This window comes from Delftia sp. Lp-1, from assembly GCF_020523835.1.
GTDB classification, from domain to species: Bacteria; Pseudomonadota; Gammaproteobacteria; order Burkholderiales; family Burkholderiaceae_C; genus Comamonas; species Comamonas acidovorans.
In genome coordinates, this window is sequence record NZ_JAJALJ010000002.1 from 103,635 (window position 1) to 122,080 (window position 18,446).

17 protein-coding genes are annotated in these 18,446 nt (G+C 66.9%); 11 read left to right on the forward strand and 6 right to left on the reverse strand.

Going from position 1 to position 18,446, the window contains the following annotated elements:
* Positions 1 to 42 precede the first annotated feature (42 nt).
* The 9 genes from LGR64_RS17155 (at position 43) to LGR64_RS17195 (ending at position 10,657) form a co-directional block, all read left to right on the forward strand.
* Positions 43 to 1,428, forward strand: a complete 1,386-nt coding sequence (locus LGR64_RS17155) for an 8-oxoguanine deaminase (protein ID WP_013804017.1) — start codon at positions 43 to 45, stop codon at positions 1,426 to 1,428.
* A 206-nt stretch (positions 1,429 to 1,634) separates the two neighbouring features.
* Positions 1,635 to 2,951 carry a nucleobase:cation symporter-2 family protein gene (locus LGR64_RS17160; RefSeq protein ID WP_013804016.1) on the forward strand — a complete coding sequence of 439 codons (1,317 nt, stop codon included), beginning with the start codon at positions 1,635 to 1,637 and terminating at the stop codon, positions 2,949 to 2,951.
* Positions 2,952 to 2,982: 31 nt separating this feature from the next.
* Complete coding sequence (gene arsC / locus LGR64_RS17165) at positions 2,983 to 3,351, forward strand: arsenate reductase (glutaredoxin) (RefSeq protein ID WP_141830111.1); 369 nt, start codon at positions 2,983 to 2,985, stop codon at positions 3,349 to 3,351.
* A 95-nt stretch (positions 3,352 to 3,446) separates the two neighbouring features.
* Positions 3,447 to 5,009, forward strand: coding sequence for a Do family serine endopeptidase (locus LGR64_RS17170; RefSeq protein WP_141830109.1), 1,563 nt, complete (start codon positions 3,447 to 3,449; stop codon positions 5,007 to 5,009).
* Positions 5,010 to 5,317: 308 nt separating this feature from the next.
* A complete protein-coding gene (locus tag LGR64_RS17175; RefSeq protein ID WP_230356308.1) occupies positions 5,318 to 6,811 on the forward strand; it encodes a phosphatase domain-containing putative toxin in 1,494 nt (497 codons plus the stop codon).
* A gap of 36 nt (positions 6,812 to 6,847) precedes the next feature.
* Positions 6,848 to 7,252: a hypothetical protein gene (locus LGR64_RS17180; RefSeq protein WP_012203525.1), complete on the forward strand. Its 405-nt coding sequence runs from the start codon at positions 6,848 to 6,850 to the stop codon at positions 7,250 to 7,252.
* A 60-nt stretch (positions 7,253 to 7,312) separates the two neighbouring features.
* Positions 7,313 to 7,987 carry a response regulator gene (locus tag LGR64_RS17185; protein ID WP_230356311.1) on the forward strand — a complete coding sequence of 225 codons (675 nt, stop codon included), beginning with the start codon at positions 7,313 to 7,315 and terminating at the stop codon, positions 7,985 to 7,987.
* Positions 7,984 to 9,456 (forward strand): ATP-binding protein, encoded by a 1,473-nt coding sequence (locus LGR64_RS17190; RefSeq protein WP_230356313.1) that lies wholly within the window; start codon positions 7,984 to 7,986, stop codon positions 9,454 to 9,456. Before LGR64_RS17185 ends, LGR64_RS17190 begins: the two co-directional genes overlap by 4 nt.
* 169 nt (positions 9,457 to 9,625) lie before the next feature.
* Positions 9,626 to 10,657, forward strand: a complete 1,032-nt coding sequence (locus LGR64_RS17195; protein WP_034390642.1) for a GGDEF domain-containing protein — start codon at positions 9,626 to 9,628, stop codon at positions 10,655 to 10,657.
* Between the two features lie 96 nt (positions 10,658 to 10,753).
* On the opposite strand, the gene LGR64_RS17200 is transcribed toward LGR64_RS17195, so the two are convergent.
* Positions 10,754 to 12,361 carry a methyl-accepting chemotaxis protein gene (locus tag LGR64_RS17200; RefSeq protein ID WP_230356315.1) on the reverse strand — a complete coding sequence of 536 codons (1,608 nt, stop codon included), beginning with the start codon at positions 12,359 to 12,361 and terminating at the stop codon, positions 10,754 to 10,756.
* A gap of 476 nt (positions 12,362 to 12,837) precedes the next feature.
* Between LGR64_RS17200 and LGR64_RS17205 the strand changes: the two genes are divergently transcribed.
* Positions 12,838 to 13,371, forward strand: coding sequence for a DUF2939 domain-containing protein (locus LGR64_RS17205; protein ID WP_209671584.1), 534 nt, complete (start codon positions 12,838 to 12,840; stop codon positions 13,369 to 13,371).
* Between the two features lie 33 nt (positions 13,372 to 13,404).
* Here the strand turns inward: LGR64_RS17205 and LGR64_RS17210 are convergent, their stop codons facing one another.
* From LGR64_RS17210 to LGR64_RS17220, 3 genes are all read right to left on the reverse strand, one after another.
* Positions 13,405 to 13,629 carry a hypothetical protein gene (locus LGR64_RS17210; protein WP_016453212.1) on the reverse strand — a complete coding sequence of 75 codons (225 nt, stop codon included), beginning with the start codon at positions 13,627 to 13,629 and terminating at the stop codon, positions 13,405 to 13,407.
* A gap of 21 nt (positions 13,630 to 13,650) precedes the next feature.
* The gene (gene yfcF, locus LGR64_RS17215; protein ID WP_230356317.1) at positions 13,651 to 14,274 is read right to left on the reverse strand and encodes a glutathione transferase; all 624 of its coding nucleotides are present in this window, start codon (positions 14,272 to 14,274) and stop codon (positions 13,651 to 13,653) included.
* 79 nt (positions 14,275 to 14,353) lie between these two features.
* Positions 14,354 to 15,034 carry a hypothetical protein gene (locus LGR64_RS17220; RefSeq protein ID WP_141830100.1) on the reverse strand — a complete coding sequence of 227 codons (681 nt, stop codon included), beginning with the start codon at positions 15,032 to 15,034 and terminating at the stop codon, positions 14,354 to 14,356.
* Between the two features lie 223 nt (positions 15,035 to 15,257).
* Between LGR64_RS17220 and LGR64_RS17225 the strand changes: the two genes are divergently transcribed.
* Positions 15,258 to 15,710 carry a helix-turn-helix domain-containing protein gene (locus LGR64_RS17225; RefSeq protein ID WP_223275114.1) on the forward strand — a complete coding sequence of 151 codons (453 nt, stop codon included), beginning with the start codon at positions 15,258 to 15,260 and terminating at the stop codon, positions 15,708 to 15,710.
* 19 nt (positions 15,711 to 15,729) lie between these two features.
* Here LGR64_RS17225 and LGR64_RS17230 read toward each other — a convergent pair whose 3' ends face one another.
* A complete protein-coding gene (locus LGR64_RS17230; protein WP_230356319.1) occupies positions 15,730 to 16,488 on the reverse strand; it encodes a copper chaperone in 759 nt (252 codons plus the stop codon).
* A gap of 9 nt (positions 16,489 to 16,497) precedes the next feature.
* Positions 16,498 to 17,979, reverse strand: coding sequence for a tyrosinase family protein (locus tag LGR64_RS17235; protein WP_230356320.1), 1,482 nt, complete (start codon positions 17,977 to 17,979; stop codon positions 16,498 to 16,500).
* Between the last annotated feature and the right edge of the window lie 467 nt (positions 17,980 to 18,446).

The following is an 18,446-nucleotide window of genomic DNA, read 5'->3' on the forward strand; positions in this document are numbered from 1 at the left end:
TTCCTAGACTGGCGGCTTTTCCATTTCGAAGAAGAGAACGCCATGACCTTGATCGCACTGAACGCCGATGTACTCGTCACCATGGATGCGCAGCGCCGCGAGATCCGCGACGGCGCCCTGGTGGCCGACGGCCCGGCCGTGCAATGGGTGGGCGCCACGGCCGATCTGCCGCCGCAGTACCGCCGCATGGTGGACGACGGCACGGCCCAGGTGCTGGACATGCGCGGCCGCGTGGTGATGCCGGGCCTGGTCAATACGCACCACCACATGTACCAGAGCCTCACGCGCGCCGTGCCGGCCGCGCAGGATGCGGAGCTGTTCTCGTGGCTGACCAACCTGTACATGCTGTGGTCGCACCTCACGCCGGAGATGATCCACGTCTCCACCCAGACCGCCATGGCCGAGCTGATGCTGTCGGGCTGCACCACCACCAGCGACCACCTGTACCTGTATCCGAATGGCGCTCGGCTGGATGACTCCATCGCCGCGGCGCAGCAGATGGGCATGCGCTTTCATGCGGCGCGCGGCTCCATGAGCCTGGGCCGCAGCAAGGGCGGCCTGCCGCCTGACGCGGTGGTGGAGGAAGAGGAAGCCATCCTGCGCGACAGCCTGCGCCTGATCCAGCAGTACCACGACAGCGCACGCCACTCCATGCTGCGCGTGGTGCTGGCGCCGTGCTCGCCGTTCTCGGTGACGCGCGAGCTGATGCGCGAGTCCGCCGTGCTGGCGCGTGCGCACGGCGTGTCGCTGCACACCCATCTGGCCGAGAACGACAACGACGTCGCCTTCTCGCGCGAGAAATTCGGCCTCACCCCCGCGCAGTACGCCGAAAGCCTGGGCTGGGTCGGCCCCGATGTCTGGCATGCCCACTGCGTCAAGCTCGATGCCGAGGGCATTGCGCTGTTCGCGCGCACGGGCACGGGCGTGGCGCATTGCCCGTGCTCCAACATGCGCCTGGCCTCGGGCATTGCGCCCGTGCGCACCATGCGCGATGCGGGCGTGCCCGTGGGCCTGGGCGTGGACGGCAGTGCCTCCAACGACGGCGCCCACATGCTGGGCGAGGCGCGCCAGGCCCTGCTGCTGCAGCGCGTGGGCCACGGCCCTGCCGCCATGGGCGCGCGCGAGGCGCTGGAGATCGCCACGCTGGGCGGCGCGCGCGTGCTGGGGCGCGACGACATCGGCGCGCTGGCGCCGGGCATGTCGGCCGACTTCGTGGCTTTCGACATGTCGGGCGTGGGCTACGCGGGCGCAGGCCATGACCCCGTGGCCGCGCTGGTGTTCTGCACGCCTACCGACGTGTCCACCAGCGTCATCAACGGCCGCGTCGTGGTCCGTGACGGCCACCTGCTCACGGCCGACCTGCCGCGCGTGCTGACCCGCCACCGCGAGCTGGCCCGCACGCTGTTCGAGCGCGCAGCGGGCCACTGACATCTCCCTGCAGCGCGGCAGGCCGGCACCCAGGCCATCGCGGGTGCCGGTCTGCCGCCCTGCGCCATTGCCCCGAAGCATCTCCAGGAGGCTCGAAGACCCAGGCAGCACTTTCAGGACCCCCACCCTTTTCCGGCACCACTGCCCCGACATACATACAAGTGCCTCTGAAGAGGCCGACGGCCAGGACACAAGGAGACAAGACAATGGAACAACTGCTTTACAAGGTGGAAGACCGACCGCCGATGCTCATCACCACGGTCCTTCTGTCGCTGCAGCACCTGCTGGCGGCGCTGGGCGGCATCATCGCCGTGCCCCTGGTCTTCGGCGGGGCGCTCAAGCTGCCGGCCGACCAGATCGTGGCCCTGGTGAATGCAGCGCTGCTGGGCTCGGGCGTGGTCACCATCGTCCAGTGCAGGGGGGTGGGGCCCGTGGGCATACGGCTGCCCTGCGTCATGGGCACAAGCTTCGCCTTCGTGGGCGCGGGCATCAGCGTGGGGCTGGAGCATGGCGTGGCCGGCATCCTGGGCTCCTCGCTGGTAGGGTCGCTGGTGATGATCGTGGGCAGCTACTTCATGCCCGTGATCCGCCGCTTCTTTCCGCACACCGTGACCAGCGTGGTCGTGACCATGATCGGCCTGTCGCTGACCCCCGTCGCCGTGGACTGGGCTGCGGGCGGCGTGGGCCGCAGCGACTACGGCGCGATCGGCCACCTGGCCATCGCCGGCTTCGTGCTGGTGCTGGTGATCGGCTTCGTGCAGTGGGGCAGGGGCATCGTCTCTGCCTCGGCCGTGGTGCTGGGCATCGCCTGCGGCTATGTGCTGTGCTTGGCGCTGGGCCTGATCGACTTCACCCAGGTGAGCGAGGCCGCGGTCTTCGCCATCCCGCAGCCGCTGACCTTCGGCATGACGTTCCCGGTGGCCGGCATCGTCGCCATGTCCATCGCCTTTCTGGTGACCATCGTCGAGACCACGGGCACCTTCATGGCCCTGGGCGCGGCCACGCAGACGCGCATCGACGGCAAGCGCCTGTCCAGCGGCATGCTGTGCGACGGCGTGGGCTCGGCCTTTGCCGCCGTGATGTCCAGCCCTCCGCTGTCCACCTTCGCCCAGAACGTGGGCGTGGTCTCGCTGACCGGCGTGGCCAGCCGCCACGTGGTCATGCTGACAGGCGTCATGCTGCTGCTGGCCGGCCTCTTTCCAGTGCTGGGCGCACTGGTGGTGACGATTCCGCAGCCCGTGCTCGGCGGCGCGGGGCTGATGATGTTTGCCATGATCATTTCGGCCGGCATCCGCATGCTCAGCGGCGCCGAGCACTCGCGGCGCGCCAGCCTGATCATCGCGGTCTCGCTGGGCTGCGGCCTGGCGGTCACGGTGCGCCCGGATCTGCTGGCCCGCATGCCTGCCTTCGTGCGCGAAGTCTTCGGCTCGGGCATTACCGTCGGCGCCCTGGTCGCGGTGGGGCTGAACCTGCTGCTGCCCGGCCGCGAGGTCGATGCCCATCCCGAGGAAGCCGTGGCCTGATGCGCATTTTCATGGGCCTACACTGCGGCCCATGAACACCACCGCACCCCGCACCGACATCACCATCTACCACAACAACCGCTGCAGCAACTCGCGCGGCGCGCTGGCCCTGCTGCGCGACAACGGCATAGAGCCGACCATCGTCGACTACATCGCCCAGCCCCTGGACGCTGCGCAACTGCAGGCCCTGGTCCGGCGGCTGGGCGTGCCCGTGCGCGAGCTGCTGCGCAGCAAGGAAGCCGTCTTCGCCGAGCTGGGCCTGGGCGATGCATCCGTCAGCGATGAGCAGCTCATCGCCGCCGTGGCCGAGCACCCGGTGCTGCTCAACCGCCCCATCGTCGTCACCCCTAAGGGCGCAGCGCTGTGCCGTCCGCCGGAGAAGGTGCTGGCGCTGATCTGAGATGCACGGCGAGGGTTCTAAGCCTCGCCTAAGTCTGCCCCTTCAGACTTCTCCTCAACGCAGCAAGGAACGCTGCTTTTGAGGAAAGGTCTGCGATGAACAAGATTCTGTCCACTCCCCGCCGTCTGGTGCTGGCCCTGGTGGCCGCAGGTGCCATCGGCGCCCTGGGCGCCACGGGCGCCGGTCTGGTTGGTGTGGTGCATGGCGATGCGCGTGCCGCCACGTCGCTGTTTGCGCCCGCAGCACAGCCTGCTTCTACCGCTTCTCCAGCTTCTCCCGCCGCCGCCGTGGTGGCGCCCAACTTTGCCGACATCACGGCGCGCAACGGCGCGGCCGTGGTCAATATCAGCGTGGTCGGCAGCTCGCGTGCCATGGGCGAGGATGGCGACGAGGCCGCTGCACGGCAGGGCCAGGGCCAAGGTCAGGGCCTGCAGGGCATGGACCCCAACGATCCGTTCTTTGAATTCTTCCGCCGCTTCGGCGTGCCCGGCATGCCGGGCATGGGCCAGGGCCAGCCGCAGCGCGATGTGCCCACGCGCGGCGAAGGCTCGGGCTTCATCGTCTCCAGCGACGGCCTGATCCTGACCAACGCCCACGTGGTGCGTGGCGCCAAGGAAGTGACCGTCAAGCTCACCGACCGGCGCGAGTTCAGCGCCAAGGTGCTGGGCGCCGATCCCAAGACCGACGTGGCCGTGCTGCGCATCGAGGCGAAGAACCTGCCCACCGTCTCGCTGGGCAAGACGGCCGATCTGCGCGTGGGCGACTGGGTCCTGGCCATCGGCTCGCCCTTCGGCTTCGAGAGCAGCGTGACGGCCGGCGTGGTCAGCGCCAAGGGCCGCACTCTGCCTGATGACTCCTTCGTGCCCTTCCTGCAGACCGACGTGGCCATCAACCCCGGCAACTCGGGCGGCCCGCTGTTCAATGCGCGCGGCGAGGTGGTGGGCATCAACAGCCAGATCTACTCGCGCTCGGGCGGCTACCAGGGCGTGTCCTTCGCCATTCCCATCGAGGTGGCCACGCGCGTGCAGCAGCAGATCGTGGCCACGGGCAAGGTGCAGCATGCGCGGCTGGGCGTGGCCGTGCAGGAGGTGAACCAGGCCTTTGCCGACTCCTTCAAGCTCGACCGTCCCGAAGGCGCCCTGGTGTCCAGCGTGGACAAGAGCGGCCCCGCCGCCAAGGCGGGCCTGGAGCCCGGCGACGTGGTGCGCAAGATCGATGGCCAGCCCATCGTGGGATCGGGCGATCTGCCGGCCTTTGTGGGCCAGGCGCTGCCGGGCCAGAAGGTCACGCTGGAGATCTGGCGCAACGGCGAGGCCCGCACGCTCAGCGCCGTGCTGGGCGATGCCAGCGACAAGGCCGCCAAGGTGGCCAAGGACAAGCCCGACGCCGGCAAGGGCAAGCTGGGCCTGGCCCTGCGCCCGCTGCAGCCCGAGGAAAAGCAGCAGATCGGCGTGAAGGACGGCCTGGTCGTGGCCGACGCCGCAGGCCCGGCGGCCGAGGCCGGCATCACGCAGGGCGATGTGCTGCTGTCCATCAACGGCTCGCCTGCCGGTGATATCGAGGCCGTGCGTGCCGCCATGGCCAAGGCCGGCAAGACCGTGGCCGTGCTGATCTGGCGCGATGGCAACAGGATCTTTGTCCCCGTACGTCTCGGGTAAGTGAAAGGAGGTAAGGGACCAGAAGTATCCACACACTTGATTGATCGCACGGCCCCGGCGTGAATGCGCCGGGGCTATCGCTTTGGGAAAACCCAGAGAAAAATGCCAGCGGTCCAAGGATCGGTACGCCAATGTGATGGTTGTATCGTGTGAAATAACGCCCGTTTGCGTTAGTAATGTTTCTTTTTGTGACGGATTGATGTAAGGGAAACCGCTTAGACTGCCGGCCCATCGAGGCGTGCGCTGACCGTCTTGATTCACGGAATACGGCCCCTGGGGGCGCAACGCATCACAGGAAAGGCACGGCTTTGAATCAGGACTACAGCTTGCAGGTGGCGGGTTTGGGCGCATCGTTCGGTGCGCGCGTCATCCTGGCTGAGGTGGACTTCGCACTGCCCGCCCGGGGCGTCACCGTTCTGCTGGGGCCTTCGGGATCGGGCAAATCCACCCTGCTGCGCACGCTGGCCGATCTCAATGCCGCCAATCCGCGTTTTCGCCGCTGGGGCAGCACGCGCTACGCGGGCCAGCCATGGAGCAGCGGCATGCAGGCGCCGCGCCTGGTGCAGCAGCAGGCCAGGCTGATGATGGCCAGCACCTTCGATGCCATCGTGGAGCTGGCGCGCCCCCGTCTCAAGCTGGTGCCGCATGAGCTGCGCGACTGGTGCCGCGCCCAGGTGCAGGCCTTCGGCTTCCCCGAGCTTGCGCTGATGTTCGACCAGCCGGCGCTGCAGCTGTCCCCCGTGCAGCAGCGGGCCGTGGCCATCCTGCGCGAGGCGCTGGCCGAGCCGGCGCTGCTGATGGTGGACGAGCCCACGGCCGAGCTGGAGGGCTACGAGGCCTTCGTGCTGCTGGAACTGCTGCGCCAGGTGGGTCAGCGCACCGCCGTGCTGATGAGCACGCACCAGCAGCAGCACGCACAGGCCGTGGCGCAGGACATGCTGCTGCTGGCCGGCGGCCGCATCGCCGAGGCGCAATCCATGGAAGCCTTTCAGCGTGCGCCGCTGTCGCTGGCGGGCCAGCAGTTCTTGCGCACCGGCAGCTGTGCCGTGGCCTCTCCCGATGCGCGGGCCGAAGACCTGGAGGAGGGCGTGCCTCTGCCGCCACCCCTGCCTGCAGCGGCCGTGGCCGCGATCTCCGAGTTTCTGTCGGATGCAGTGGCCGCCGAGCCTGCATCCGAGCCCATGCCTGCACCTGAGCCCGTGCCCGTGCCTGCGCCGGTACCCGCACCCGCACCGACACCCGCTGCCGCTGCCCGGCCGCGCGCCGTCAATCCCGCCGTGCTGGTGGACTGGCAGCCGTTGGCCGCCGACCCGCAGGCCGTGCCCGCCAGCCGCGGCCCCAACGGTTTTGCCTGGCTGGTGCCGGGCCGGCTGGCCGGTGCGCCGCAGCCCGGCGTGGTGCAGTCCATGGACTTTGACCTGAAGGCCCTGCGCGGCTGCGGCGTCACCGTGCTGATCACGCTGACCGAAAACGACCTGCCGCAAGAGCCGCTGCAGCAGCACGGCCTGCGCAACCTGCACCTGCCGGTGCGCGACCACGAATCACCCACGGTGGCCCAGATCCAGATGCTGCTGGCGCGCATGTCGGCCATGCTGCGCGCGGGCGAGGTGCTGGCCGTGCACTGCCTGGCCGGCCTGGGCCGCACGGGCACGGTGCTGGCCGCATGGCTGGTGCGCGAGGGCCTCACCGCCGACGAGGCGCTGCGCCGCGTGCGCCTCATCGACGCCCAGTACGTGCAGTCCCAGGCCCAGGAGGACCTGCTCTACGCGTACGAAGTGGCACTGCTGCTGAAGATGGGCTGACCGATCACATCCATTCACAATAAAAGGAAAGCTGCAATGAGCCTGGATAACGTTTTGAGCGAGGTGGCCGGGTCCGTGCCCGAGTGCCTGGCCATCGGCTACGTGGATGCCGCCTCCGGCATGCTGCTGGCCATCCGCACGGTGGACTCGCATCCGCGCGAAGTCATCGACCTCGTGGCCGCGGCCACGGCCGACCTGTTCAACGGCCCCAATGTCTCGATGATCGAGAGCCTGTTCAAGAAGTCGCGCGGTCTCAAGGACGACGGCCACCACTACTTCCAGGAGCTCATCGTCAACAGCGACAACCTCATCCACGTCTTCCTGCGCGGCAAGCTCATGCCCGACTACGTGGCCGTCTTCGTCTGCCGCCGCACCGCCAATCTGGGCATGGCCTTGACCAAGGCCCGGATGGCCATGCCGAAGATTGAAGCGGCGGTGTAGCCGCCGCTCACCCCCTGAGTCGCCAACTGAGCCAGCCTTCCAGGGAGCTATTCTTCAACCATGCGCTTACTGCTTGTTGAAGATGACGCCATGATCGGCGAGGCCGTGCAGACCCTGCTGCGCGGCGAGGGCCATGCGGTGGACTGGGTCCGTGACGGCCTGCAGGCCGATGCGGCCCTGTGCCCCGGCCCGGGTGGCGGCCATGGCTATGACATGGTGCTGCTGGACCTGGGCCTGCCGGGGCAGGATGGCCTGCAGGTGCTGCGCCGCCTGCGCGGGCGCCGCGACCGCACGCCGGTGCTGGTGGCCACGGCGCGCGATGCCGTGCGCGACCGCATTGCCGGGCTGGATGCGGGGGCCGATGACTACGTGGTCAAGCCCTATGACCTGGACGAGCTGCTCGCGCGCCTGCGCGCGCTGGCGCGCCGGGCGTCGGGCGCAGTTGATCCGCTGTACGAGCGCGAAGGCGTGCGGCTCAATCCCGCCACGCGCGAGGCCAGCGTCGATGGCCGCGACGTGGTGCTCTCCGGCCGCGAATGGGCGGTGCTGGAGACGCTGCTGGCGCGCCCGGGCAGCACGCTGTCGCGCCAGCAGATCGAGGACAAGCTCTACGGCTGGGGCGACGAGGTCAGCAGCAACGCCATCGAGGTCTACATCCACGGCCTGCGCAAGAAGCTGGGTGCGGGGCTGATCCTCAATGTGCGCGGCGTGGGCTACATGGTGCCCAAGCCATGAAGGCGCCGGCTTCCTCCCTTGTTTCCTCCCTTATCGCCCGGGCGCGCGGCCGCCTGCCCGGCGCACTGGGCACGCGGCTGCTCCTGTTCCTGGGGGCGGCCATCGTGCTCACGGCGCTGCTGCAGGGCCTGCTGGCCTACCGCAATGCGCTGCTGCAGACCGACACCCTGTTCGACTACCAGATGCAGCAGACCGCCTTTGCGCTGCGCGCCGGCCTGCCGGTGGATGCGCGCGGCAGGCCCCAGGGCACGCCGCCCGAGGATGAGAACCACGAATTCATCGTCCAGGTCTGGACCAACGAAGGCCTGCGTATTTTTGAATCCGCCCTGGGCGCCGCGCTGCCGCAGATGGCCGTGCTGGGCTTTGCCGATGTGCCTGCGCGCGGCACCGTCTACCGCGTGTTCTCGCTGCAGACGCGCTCGCAGGTGATCCAGGTGGCGCAGGACATGCGCGTGCGCCGCACCCTGGCGCGCGATGCCGCCTGGCAAAGTCTGCTGCCCATCGCCTTGCTGGCGCCCGTGCTGGCGCTGGCCGTGTGGTGGGTGGTGCGCAGTTCGCTGGCGCCCGTGCAGCGCGTGCGCCGCGAGCTGGCCACGCGCCGCCCGCAGGACCTGGCCCCCGTGCCTGCCGAGGGCCTGCCCGACGAGGTGCGGCCCCTGGTGGCCGAGCTCAACGCGCTGCTGCAGCGCGTGGGCCAGGCCTTCGAGGCGCAGCAGCACTTCGTGGCCGACGCCGCGCACGAGCTGCGCTCTCCGCTGGCCGCGCTCAAGCTGCAACTGGTGGCCTTGCAGCGCGCGCCCGATGCGGCCGCGCATGACGAGGCCGTGCAGCGTCTTTCGGCCGGCATAGACCGGGCCACACGGCTCGTCGAACAATTGTTGACATTGGCGCGGCAGGAAGCCCAAGGCACGGTACAAGGCACGGCACAAGGCGTGCAAGGCATGCAGGGGCAGCACGACGCTGCCGCGGCCGCACCTGCCGACGTGGACCTGCGCGAAGTGGTGGAGCAGGCCCTGGCAGACCAGGCCGTGGCCGCCCAGCAGCACGGCCTGGACATGGGCCTGAGCGAGTCCCCGCAACTGCGGCAGTCCTTTGCCGTGGCGGGCGACGCACAGTCCTTGCAGATGCTGGTGCGCAACCTGCTGGACAACGCCGTCAAGTACGTTCCGCAAGGCGGCCGCGTCGATGTCGGCTGGCGCAGCGATGCCCAGGGCCGCGCCCTGGTGGTCGAGGACTCGGGCCCCGGCATTGCCGAAAGCGAGCGCGAACTGGTGCTGCGGCGCTTTGTGCGTGGACCTTCAGCGGCTTCAGCGGCTTCAGCGGGCCAGCAGGCGCAGGGCAGCGGCCTGGGCCTGGCCATTGTGCAGACCATTGCCGAGCGCCACGGTGCTCGCCTGGTGCTGGACCGCTCGCCCACGCTGGGCGGCCTGCGCGTGCAGGTGATGTGGCCGCCCGTGTCGGGCCGCTGACAGCGGCCGTGGCGCGCAGACGTATCAGCATGTAGCGCGCGGCGGGAATGCTTCCCGCTTGCGTCCGGCCGGGTCACAATCCCCAAATTGGTGCCGGCCCGCCTGCCTTCCCATTCCCTCATCAGGCGCGCGGGCAGTCTGCATCCGTAGTTATTTCGAGAGGTATTTCATGGAGTCCCTTGTCCAGCGCCTGTCCCAGTCCGTGACCCAGGCGCATTCGTTGGAAGAGTTGACGCGGCCCCTGCTGCAAATGCTCGAAGAGAGCACGCATCTGGAGTCCACCTATCTCACCACCATCAACGAAGAACAGGGCCAGCAGCGCGTGCTCTACGCACGTAACGCCAGCGAGATGCAGATTCCCGAGGGCCTGGTCGTTCCCTGGGGCGACACGCTGTGCAAGCGCGCCCTGGACGAGGGCCGCATGTACACGCCCGATGTGGGCGACTGCTGGGGAGACTCCGAGGCCGCGCGTGAACTGGGCATACGCACCTACGCCAGCGCGCCCGTGCGTTTTTCGGATGGCCAGCTCTATGGCACGCTGTGCGCGGCCAGCAAATCCTCGCAGGCCCTGAGCAGCGAGGCCGAAGGCATGCTGCGCCTGTTCGCCAACCTGATTGCCGAGCGCGTGGAGCGCGAGCAGCTCATCGCCAGCCTGAACCGGACCAACCGGGAGCTGGCGGCGCTGGCCTTGCTGGACCCGCTGACCGGCCTGCCCAACCGGCGCTGCCTCACCGATGAGCTGGGCCGGCTCATTGCGCGCTGCGCACGCAGCCAGGAATGCGTGGTGGTCGGCTTCATCGACCTGGACCGCTTCAAGAACGTCAACGACGAGTACGGCCACGAGGCCGGCGACGCGCTGCTGCGTGCCATGGGCGAACGCCTGTCCGCCCACCTGCGCAGCGCCGACATGCTGGCTCGCTTTGGCGGGGACGAGTTCGTCTTCATCGGCGTGGGGCCCTTGTTCGGCAGCGAGGCCGATGCCGTGGCGCGTGAACTGCAGCAGCGCCTGTCGGATGCCTCGGCCTTCCAGGTCGATCTGCCCGATGGCAAGACGCTGGACTACGGCGGCGCCAGCGTGGGCGTGGTCTGCCTGCGGCCGGACTCCATTGACGCCGACGACGCGCTGCAAAAGGCCGATGCGGCCATGTACCGCGTCAAGATGGCGCGCAGCCGCGAAGCCAGGGGCAACGCGCTGCATTGAGCCAGCCGCAGGCCCTGGCCCGGCGGCCAAGGCCTGTTGCTGCCTTGCCCTGGCCTGTCTCGCTGCTTCTCGCGCGCGCTCTTTTTTCTTTCCGTCTCAGCCTGCTGCCAGCATGGGCTGCCTGCGCTGCAGCTCCACGGCGGCATGCTGATGGCCGCTTGCCGCCTCCAGCTTGAAGGCGCCCACCGTGCGCACCAGGTCGCCGGCCTGGCCGCGCAGGCTGGAGGCGGCGGCGGCCATCTCCTCCACCAGTGCCGAGTTCTGCTGGGTGGCCTGGTCCATCTGCGTGACCGCCTGGCCGATCTGGGCCACGCCCGAGCTTTGCTCGGAACTGGCGGCGCTGATCTCGCCCATCAGATCCGTCACGCGGCGTATGGCGTCCACCACCTCGGCCATGGTCGTGCCGGCCTGGTCGGCCAGCGCGCTGCCGTTGTGCACGCGGCTGGCGCTGTCGGTGATCAGTTGCTTGATCTGCTTGGCGGCCTCGGCACTGCGGCTGGCCAGGCCGCGCACCTCGGTGGCCACCACGGCAAAGCCCCGGCCCTGCTCGCCCGCACGCGCGGCTTCCACGGCCGCGTTCAGCGCGAGGATATTGGTCTGGAAGGCAATGCCGTCGATCACATTGATGATGTCGGCGATCTGCCGGCTGGAATCACTGATGCCGCGCATGGTGTCCACCACCTGCCGCACCACCTCGCCGCCCTGCTCGGCCACGGTGGAGGCGCCCAGCGCCAGCTGGTTGGCCATCTGCGCGTTGTCGGCGTTCTGGCGCACGGTGGAACTGAGCTGCTCCATGGAGGCGGCCGTCTGCTGCAGCGCGCTGGCCTGGCTTTCGGTGCGCGAGGACAGGTCCTGGTTGGCCTGCGCGATCTGCCCGCTGGCCGCTGCCACGCTGACCGATCCCTGGTGCACCTGGCGCACCACGCCACGCAGCCCCTCCTGCATGGTCTGCAGCGCGCGCAGCAGCATGGACACCTCGTCCTTGCCGCGCACATCGATGTGCCGTGTCAGGTCGCCCGCCGCCACGGCATCGGCCGTATGGATGGCCAGGCGCAACGACCGCGCCATGTTGCGGATGATGGACCAGCCCAGCAGCACCCCGAGCAGCACGCCCGCGATGATGGAGCCCACGGCCACGGCAAAGATCATCTGGTACAGCGATTGCGCGGCCTCGTACTCCTCCTTGGCGACGCGGGTCTGCAGGGCGGTCAGCTGCACGATCACATCACGCAGCGGCGCGTACAGCGCCTCGTCCTTGTCGATCAGCAGTTGCCGGGCCAGCGCCAGGTCCCCGGACTGCAGCGCCTGCTGGGCCGGCTTCAGAAAGCCCTGCAGGAACAGCGCGCGCACGGCCTCGAAGCGGTCGGCCAGCTGCGCCTCTTGCTCCGTCATCCGGGTCTGGCGGAACGAGGTCCAGAACTTGTTCACGTCGTTGATGTTGGTCTGTATCTCCTGCTGCTTTTGCTGCGTGTACTCGGGCAGGTTCACGGCAATGGCGCCCGAGACCGCATTGCGGTTGCGCAGTAGCAGGCGCTGCACTTCCAGCAGATCGCCCAGTGCGACCAGGCGCTCTTCATAGACCACCTTGAATCGGCGGTTGGACTCGCTGATTCCATATAGCCCAAAAGCGCCGATCACGATCATGAGCAGTGAGAGAAAACCAATCAAGGCGGTCAGGCGAGTCGATAACTTGAAATTATTCATACTGCGTCCTTTGCATGCATTGCGGATGGTTGGTGGGTACTTGCGTTGTCAGGCCGCCCCGTGATGACTCGCATCTCTCATAACGGAATCGGTAATGAAAATGAGATTTCATTAACGGGAAATGCCCGGTCTGCACAAATGCTCACAGGCATCCGGAAACGGCGATGCTGGCTTGCCGATGGCCTGCGTGGCCAATGGCGATCCATGTTGTATTGGTTTGTAAACTATTTGTTACAAACTATAGTATGAATCGAATGGGCCAGGCAATACCAGTTTTTCAGGCATTGGCCTTGGCCTGATAGGGGTTCTCTGCGTATTGCTTCGCTATTGTTTCGCTATGAAAAATACAGGCGGCAACGGCCCTGGCAGTGGCTGCGGCGCCGAACGGCCCGCCTAGAATCCGCCTTTATGCGCTGTGCATGCGCGTTCATCCGCGCTTGCGCGAGGCCCCTGGCCTGCCTTCACGAAAGAGATCCATGAAACCCAAAACCCTTGCCGGCGCGTTGGCCGCCCTCTGCGTGGCTGCGGCCGGACTGCTCTACGCATCGCCCTACATCGCCCTGCACCAGATCGGCAAGGCCGTGGAGCGCCGCGATGCCCAGGCCCTGTCCGGCTACGTGGACTTTCCCGCGCTGCGCGAAAGCATCAAGGGCCAGATGATGGCCAGGCTGCAGTCCCAGATGGGCGGGTCGGCGGACAGCTCGTCCAACCCGCTTGCAGGCTTTGGCCAGCAACTGGCCCAGGGCCTGGTCAGCCAGTTCACCGAGGCGCTGGTCTCGCCCGACGGCGTCATGCTCATGCTGGAAAAAGGCAAGCCCGGCAAACCCACGGACGTGGCCGCCGCAGGCGTGGGCGTGGACACGCAGGGCGGGCCGCCGCGCAAGGACTACTCCGTGGAGTACCAGGGCTGGTCCAAGGTCTTCGTGCACCCGCGCGGCGAGCCGGGCGGCTTCATCTTCCGGCGAGAAGGCCTGATGGGATGGCGGCTGGTGGCCGTGAAGATGGATTGAGGGGCGCGGGCAGGCTGCCAGCACCCTGGCGCCTCAGCCTTGATGCAGCACCTTCATCACATGGCGCTTGCCCAGCCGCAGCGCGCGGGCATCGGCCTCTGGCTGCGTATCGCAGGGCTGGTCATCGGTGATGGCCTCCAGGGCCTTGCCGCTGGCCACCTCCAGCAAGGTGGCGCGCGGCAGCCAGGCGCCTGGCGAGGCATCGCTGGGCAGTGATGCGGGCGTGATCCGCACGCCCATGTAGAGAAGGCTGTCCATGGCCTGGCGTATCCGTTCGGATCAGCCTGCCAGGGGCGGGCGGGGCAGGGCCAGCCACTGCTGGACGGCGGGGTGCTGCCACTGCCGGCGCGCATAGGCGGCCAGCGGCGCGGGCACGGCATCGCCGTTGAGCACCAGGCGGTTGAGCATCAGCGCCAGGTCCACATCGGCAATCGACCATGGGCCGGCAATGTGGTCATCTTCCGCGCGGATGAAGGCACCGGCCACCGAGAACAGCTTGCGCGCCGCGGCCTGGCCCGCATCCGACAGCGGCGTGGGCGTGGGGCGGTAGAACACCACTTCGGTGCTGCGCTCCGAGCGCAGTGCCATCAGATCGCTGCGCAGCCAGGCCTGGACCTGGCGCACGCGGGCACGCGCCTGCGCATCCTGGGGGTAGAGCGGGGCGCCGCCAAAGCGCTCTTGCAGATACTCGCAAATCGCCGAAGACTCCGACAGACTGAAATCGCCGTCCACCAGCGTGGGCACCCGTGCCGTCAGTGACGCGGCCACATAGTCCGCCCCGGTGTTCTGTCCCGCCGAAAGGTCCAGCGTGCGCAGCTCGAAGTCAATCCCCTTGACCTTCAGCGCAACGAATACGGACATGGCATAGGGAGAGGCGAATTGCGAATCGGCGTAAAGCAGCATGGGGGCCTTTCGGGAGACTGCATCAGTGATTGGGGCACTGATGGTAGCCGAGCAGCCCGGGCGCATCGGCCATGATCGGTCATGCGCCGTCCGGGGGATCGCCGCAGATGCGGCCCATGCCGCCTTCAAAGACATCGCGCACGTCACGAAGGGTCTGCGAACCCCATTCATCGCGGTGCTCGCCATGCAGGGCGGCCGCCACGTAAACGATCTCCGACAACTGCGAGATGCGTGCCGCCATGCCGTGCGCCACGATATGGCTCTCCGTGTTCTGGTGGTCGCCCATTTGCATCAGCACCTGCGCCAACTGCTGGACCTCGTAGTTGGCCTCGCGGGCCAGTTCGCGCCACTGCGATGGCGTTGCGCCGGTGTCCAGCCTGGCTTGCAATTCGTGCAGCGTGGTGCGTGGAAACACGATCCCGTCCACCGGCGTCTCTGATATCTGCGCCAGCGCCTGGGCCGCTTCTGCCAGCAGGCGAGTGCGTGGGCCGGACTCCGCATCGCCGGGCACCAGCCGCGCCGAATTGATGCAGGCGGCCACGTCAAACGCCGTGTTCTGCAGATCGCACATCGAGCCGGGCTGCGCCGCGTGGCGTGCCACATCGCTGGCAATGCGCAGCAGGCGGTCGGATTCCCCGCTGTGCCGGTGCGTCTCATCGGTCATCGCGGCCTGCTTGAGTGCTTCAGCGGCCTGCAGGAACAGCGCGCGGTCCGCTTTGGCGAGCTTCTTGCGCGATGGTTTTGCGGCAGCGTGCTTCATGGACCTCCTTCGAGCAACGTACAGGGCGCAGCAAAGGAGCCGCCTGAGGGGTCAGGTAGTATTTGGCGCTTGTAGTGACAACGCTCCATAGATTATCAAACGAAAATTTGATCGTCAATAGTTTATATAAAAAATGTTTGACTTCTCTGCGCGCCTGACGGAGGAAAGAAATAGGCTGGGCCTTAGCCAAGAGGCGTTTGGCGCTATCGCGGGAGTGTCAAAGATGTCCCAACTCAACTATGAGAAGGGCGTCAGAAAGCCAGATGCGGGTTATCTCATGGCTGTCGCCGAGCAGGGCGTGGACGTCGCCTACCTGCTAACAGGTCAACGTTTGTTTGACCCGAACGCCATCCAGCATGAGCGCCCTGAACCCACCCTCGCCGCCCGCCTGCAACAGGAGCGCCAGCGCCTGAACCTCAGCGAAGCCGAACTGGCCCGCAAGGCCGGCCAAGCCAAACAGGTCCTGCAGCAATTCGAGTCCGGCGCCCTCGTCCCCGACGCCACGGCGCTGCAGCAACTGCACCTTGCCGGTGTCGATATCGGCTACGTGCTGCTGTCCCTGCGCTCCCATGCGCCCGACGCCGATGTGCAGGCACTGCTGGCGCATTACGGCAAGGCGACGGACGCTGGGCGTGCGCTGGTGCGAGGGGTGGCGGAGCTGGCCGGGCGGGGGTGAGGCTCACCCTCCACAAGGTTCAGTGTCTTGTCGCCCGGCCCAGCGACGTGCGCGGCTTGCCGTGCAGAAGGCGCCGCAACACATAGGGCAGGCGCCAGGCAGGCCGCAGCGATGGGCCGGTGCGCTCCACAAAGAGCAAAACCGCTGCAACAGCCATGGCCGGCAGGTGCCAGGCCGCAGGAAAGGCGAAGGGCGCCAGCATCCACGGCCAGCATGCCGTGGCGCATGCCACGCCGGTTCGCAGTCCGTGCTGCAGGCTGTCCCGGTTGGCCGTGGGGCCGCTGGCGGCCACGGGGTACAGCCTGTGGCAGGCATTGTGGGCGCGCGTTCCTGCGGGCGATGAACTCCACAGGACCGCCACGGCAATGCAGGCAAGAATGAGCGCGGGATGCGCTGCTGCGTGCAAGACGGCGGCAAGCGGCACCATGACCAGCCCGGCCGCCATCCACACCAGCGCATAGCCCGCAAGCAGCAGGCCCGCCGCCAGCAGGCGCCGGCGGGCCACGCTCGATCGCATGGCGTGGCGCACCTGCCGCAGTGCCAGCAGCGGCATCATGGCCAGAACCATGGCCAGCCATGCCACACCCAGGGTGCCGAGCGTGTGCCCGTCCAGCACCAGCGGCGACAGGTCGGCCAGCGTGACCGAGGACAGCGAGCCGCACAGCGACAGGCCGGGCGTGGCAGGCGGGCTGATGGCCAGGCTGATGAAGCCTGCCCCCGACACGGCCATCAGTGCTGGCGCGGGAGCGGTCCGCAGGTCTCTCAGCAGCGCGTCCATACGCGGGCCTTAGCGGGTGGCGTCCTGTGCGACCACGCTCACGCGGTCTACGGTGATTTCACGCCCGGGATCGGCTTCGGGCTGTTCGATGGCCACGTTCAACTGGTCCAGACTGCCGCCTGCGTCCAGGATGGCCTGCGTGGCATCGGTGATGTCGATGGTGGCACCCAGTCCGTTGCCTCCATGCGGTCCGTCGCTGGCCGAGGCTTTGGCCAATCCGAACAGCGCCACGGTGTCGGCATGCCGTGCCGCCGCTCCGGGCGAGCCTATGGATACCGTCAGCACGCCGCTGGGCGCATTGCCGCGAATGCCTTCCAGGTGAAGAAAGTAGCGCTGTGGCCGCGGCAGCGCGGCGCCTGCCTGCAGCAACTCGACCTTTGCTGCACCGGAGTCCGCGATCGATACGGTGGTCAGCTGCGGCGTGCGGCCCACGATGACCCGTTCCGCATTGGAGCCCAGTACACGCGGCGCGGGCGGCGGGACCGTCGAGAATTCTGCGGGCATGTCGATCTCCTGCGGTGTGAGGCTTGCTGTGCTGGCGGTGAGCATGGTGGCGCTCGTGCCGCTGGTCAGATTGTCATAGTCAGGGGCCAGCGCACCGCCCGGCAGGGTTTCACCCGGATCATAGGAGGCCAGCTTTCCGTCGGTGTCCGGCATCACGAAGCCGCGGCCGGCAGGGCCGTTGCTCCAGGCGGCGCTGTTGTCCTGGATGTTGCCGGGCTGGGTCAGCCAGGCGGCCCAAAGCCGGTCCACATTGCAATGGTGCACCCAGAAAATCGGGTCCAGGGCGGCATAGTCGGGGTCTGACATGAATCCATAGGGCTCCTGCAGTCCACCGACCATGATGTGAACCAGATTGTGCGGATTGGATTCAATGGCGCCAGTATCGCTGCCGTCATGGGAAAAGGCGGTGATGCCACCGCCGTATTCCAAGGTGCCGGGAGCGCTGGTGAAGCGGTGGTAGTCCTGGCAACCCAGCGTGATATCACGGGGAATGTCAGGCGTTGGTCCCAGGCGCTTTGACCCATTGCGCCGGGCCTTGGCCAGGAAATTGGGAGAACCATCCGGCAATTTCTCTTCCAGGAAAGCCTGGGGTATGTTGCGTGCGGCCTGATTGCTGGAATTCAGGTAGTTCCAATAGGGAAGCGCCCAGTCCGCAGGGCCGCCAAGCTCCTTGACGGTCTTCGCCACAATGGCTTCGAATGCGGCGAGATAGCCGCGATGCCAGGGAAGAAAGTACCAGGTGCCATGCTGGCATTGGTCCCACATCTCCTCGGTTTCGGAGGTGGGCGGCAAAGGGTCCTTTGCCGAAAGCACGCCGGCACTGATCCAGCCACTCTTGTTGATGCCATGAATGGCGGCAAGATATCTCCAGCTGGTCCTGTCCGTAATGGGGAGAGAGTAAAGATGCCCCACGGCCTTGGAATACCAGATCAGAGTTTCATTCCAGACAGTTCCACCTTGATTGACATCACGACGAATTCCAGTCATTGCGTTCTCCTCCATGAAAGTTGGAGACTGGAGTGTATGAAGGCGGATTGGGTTTTGCAAGATATTGTTTCTTTTTATTGGGTTTGTCTGAGTGGGGTTTCTTGATATTGAGAGTGCGTTTTCCATTGCGGATGCCGCAATGGTTGGGAATTGACTGATTTCAGGTATTGACCAATGACGTGTGTTGGTCTAATTGACTGGATTTGTGTTTTTGCAATGGAGACTGGATTTCCGTTTTCTTGCATGGAATCGTCAAGGATGGACTGAGAAACTGCAGAAGACGGCAGGCTTGGACCCCGCCGGGCAACAAAAAACCCGCATGCCGGTGAGCATGCGGGTTTGTGATGTCCTGAGCGTCTTCACGACGTCCGGTTGGTCCCTCCGACAGGAATCGAACCTGTATCTGGCGCTTAGGAGGACGCAGGGCGAATCGAGCATAAGTTGTTGTAGTATATAGGTTCTTTGCC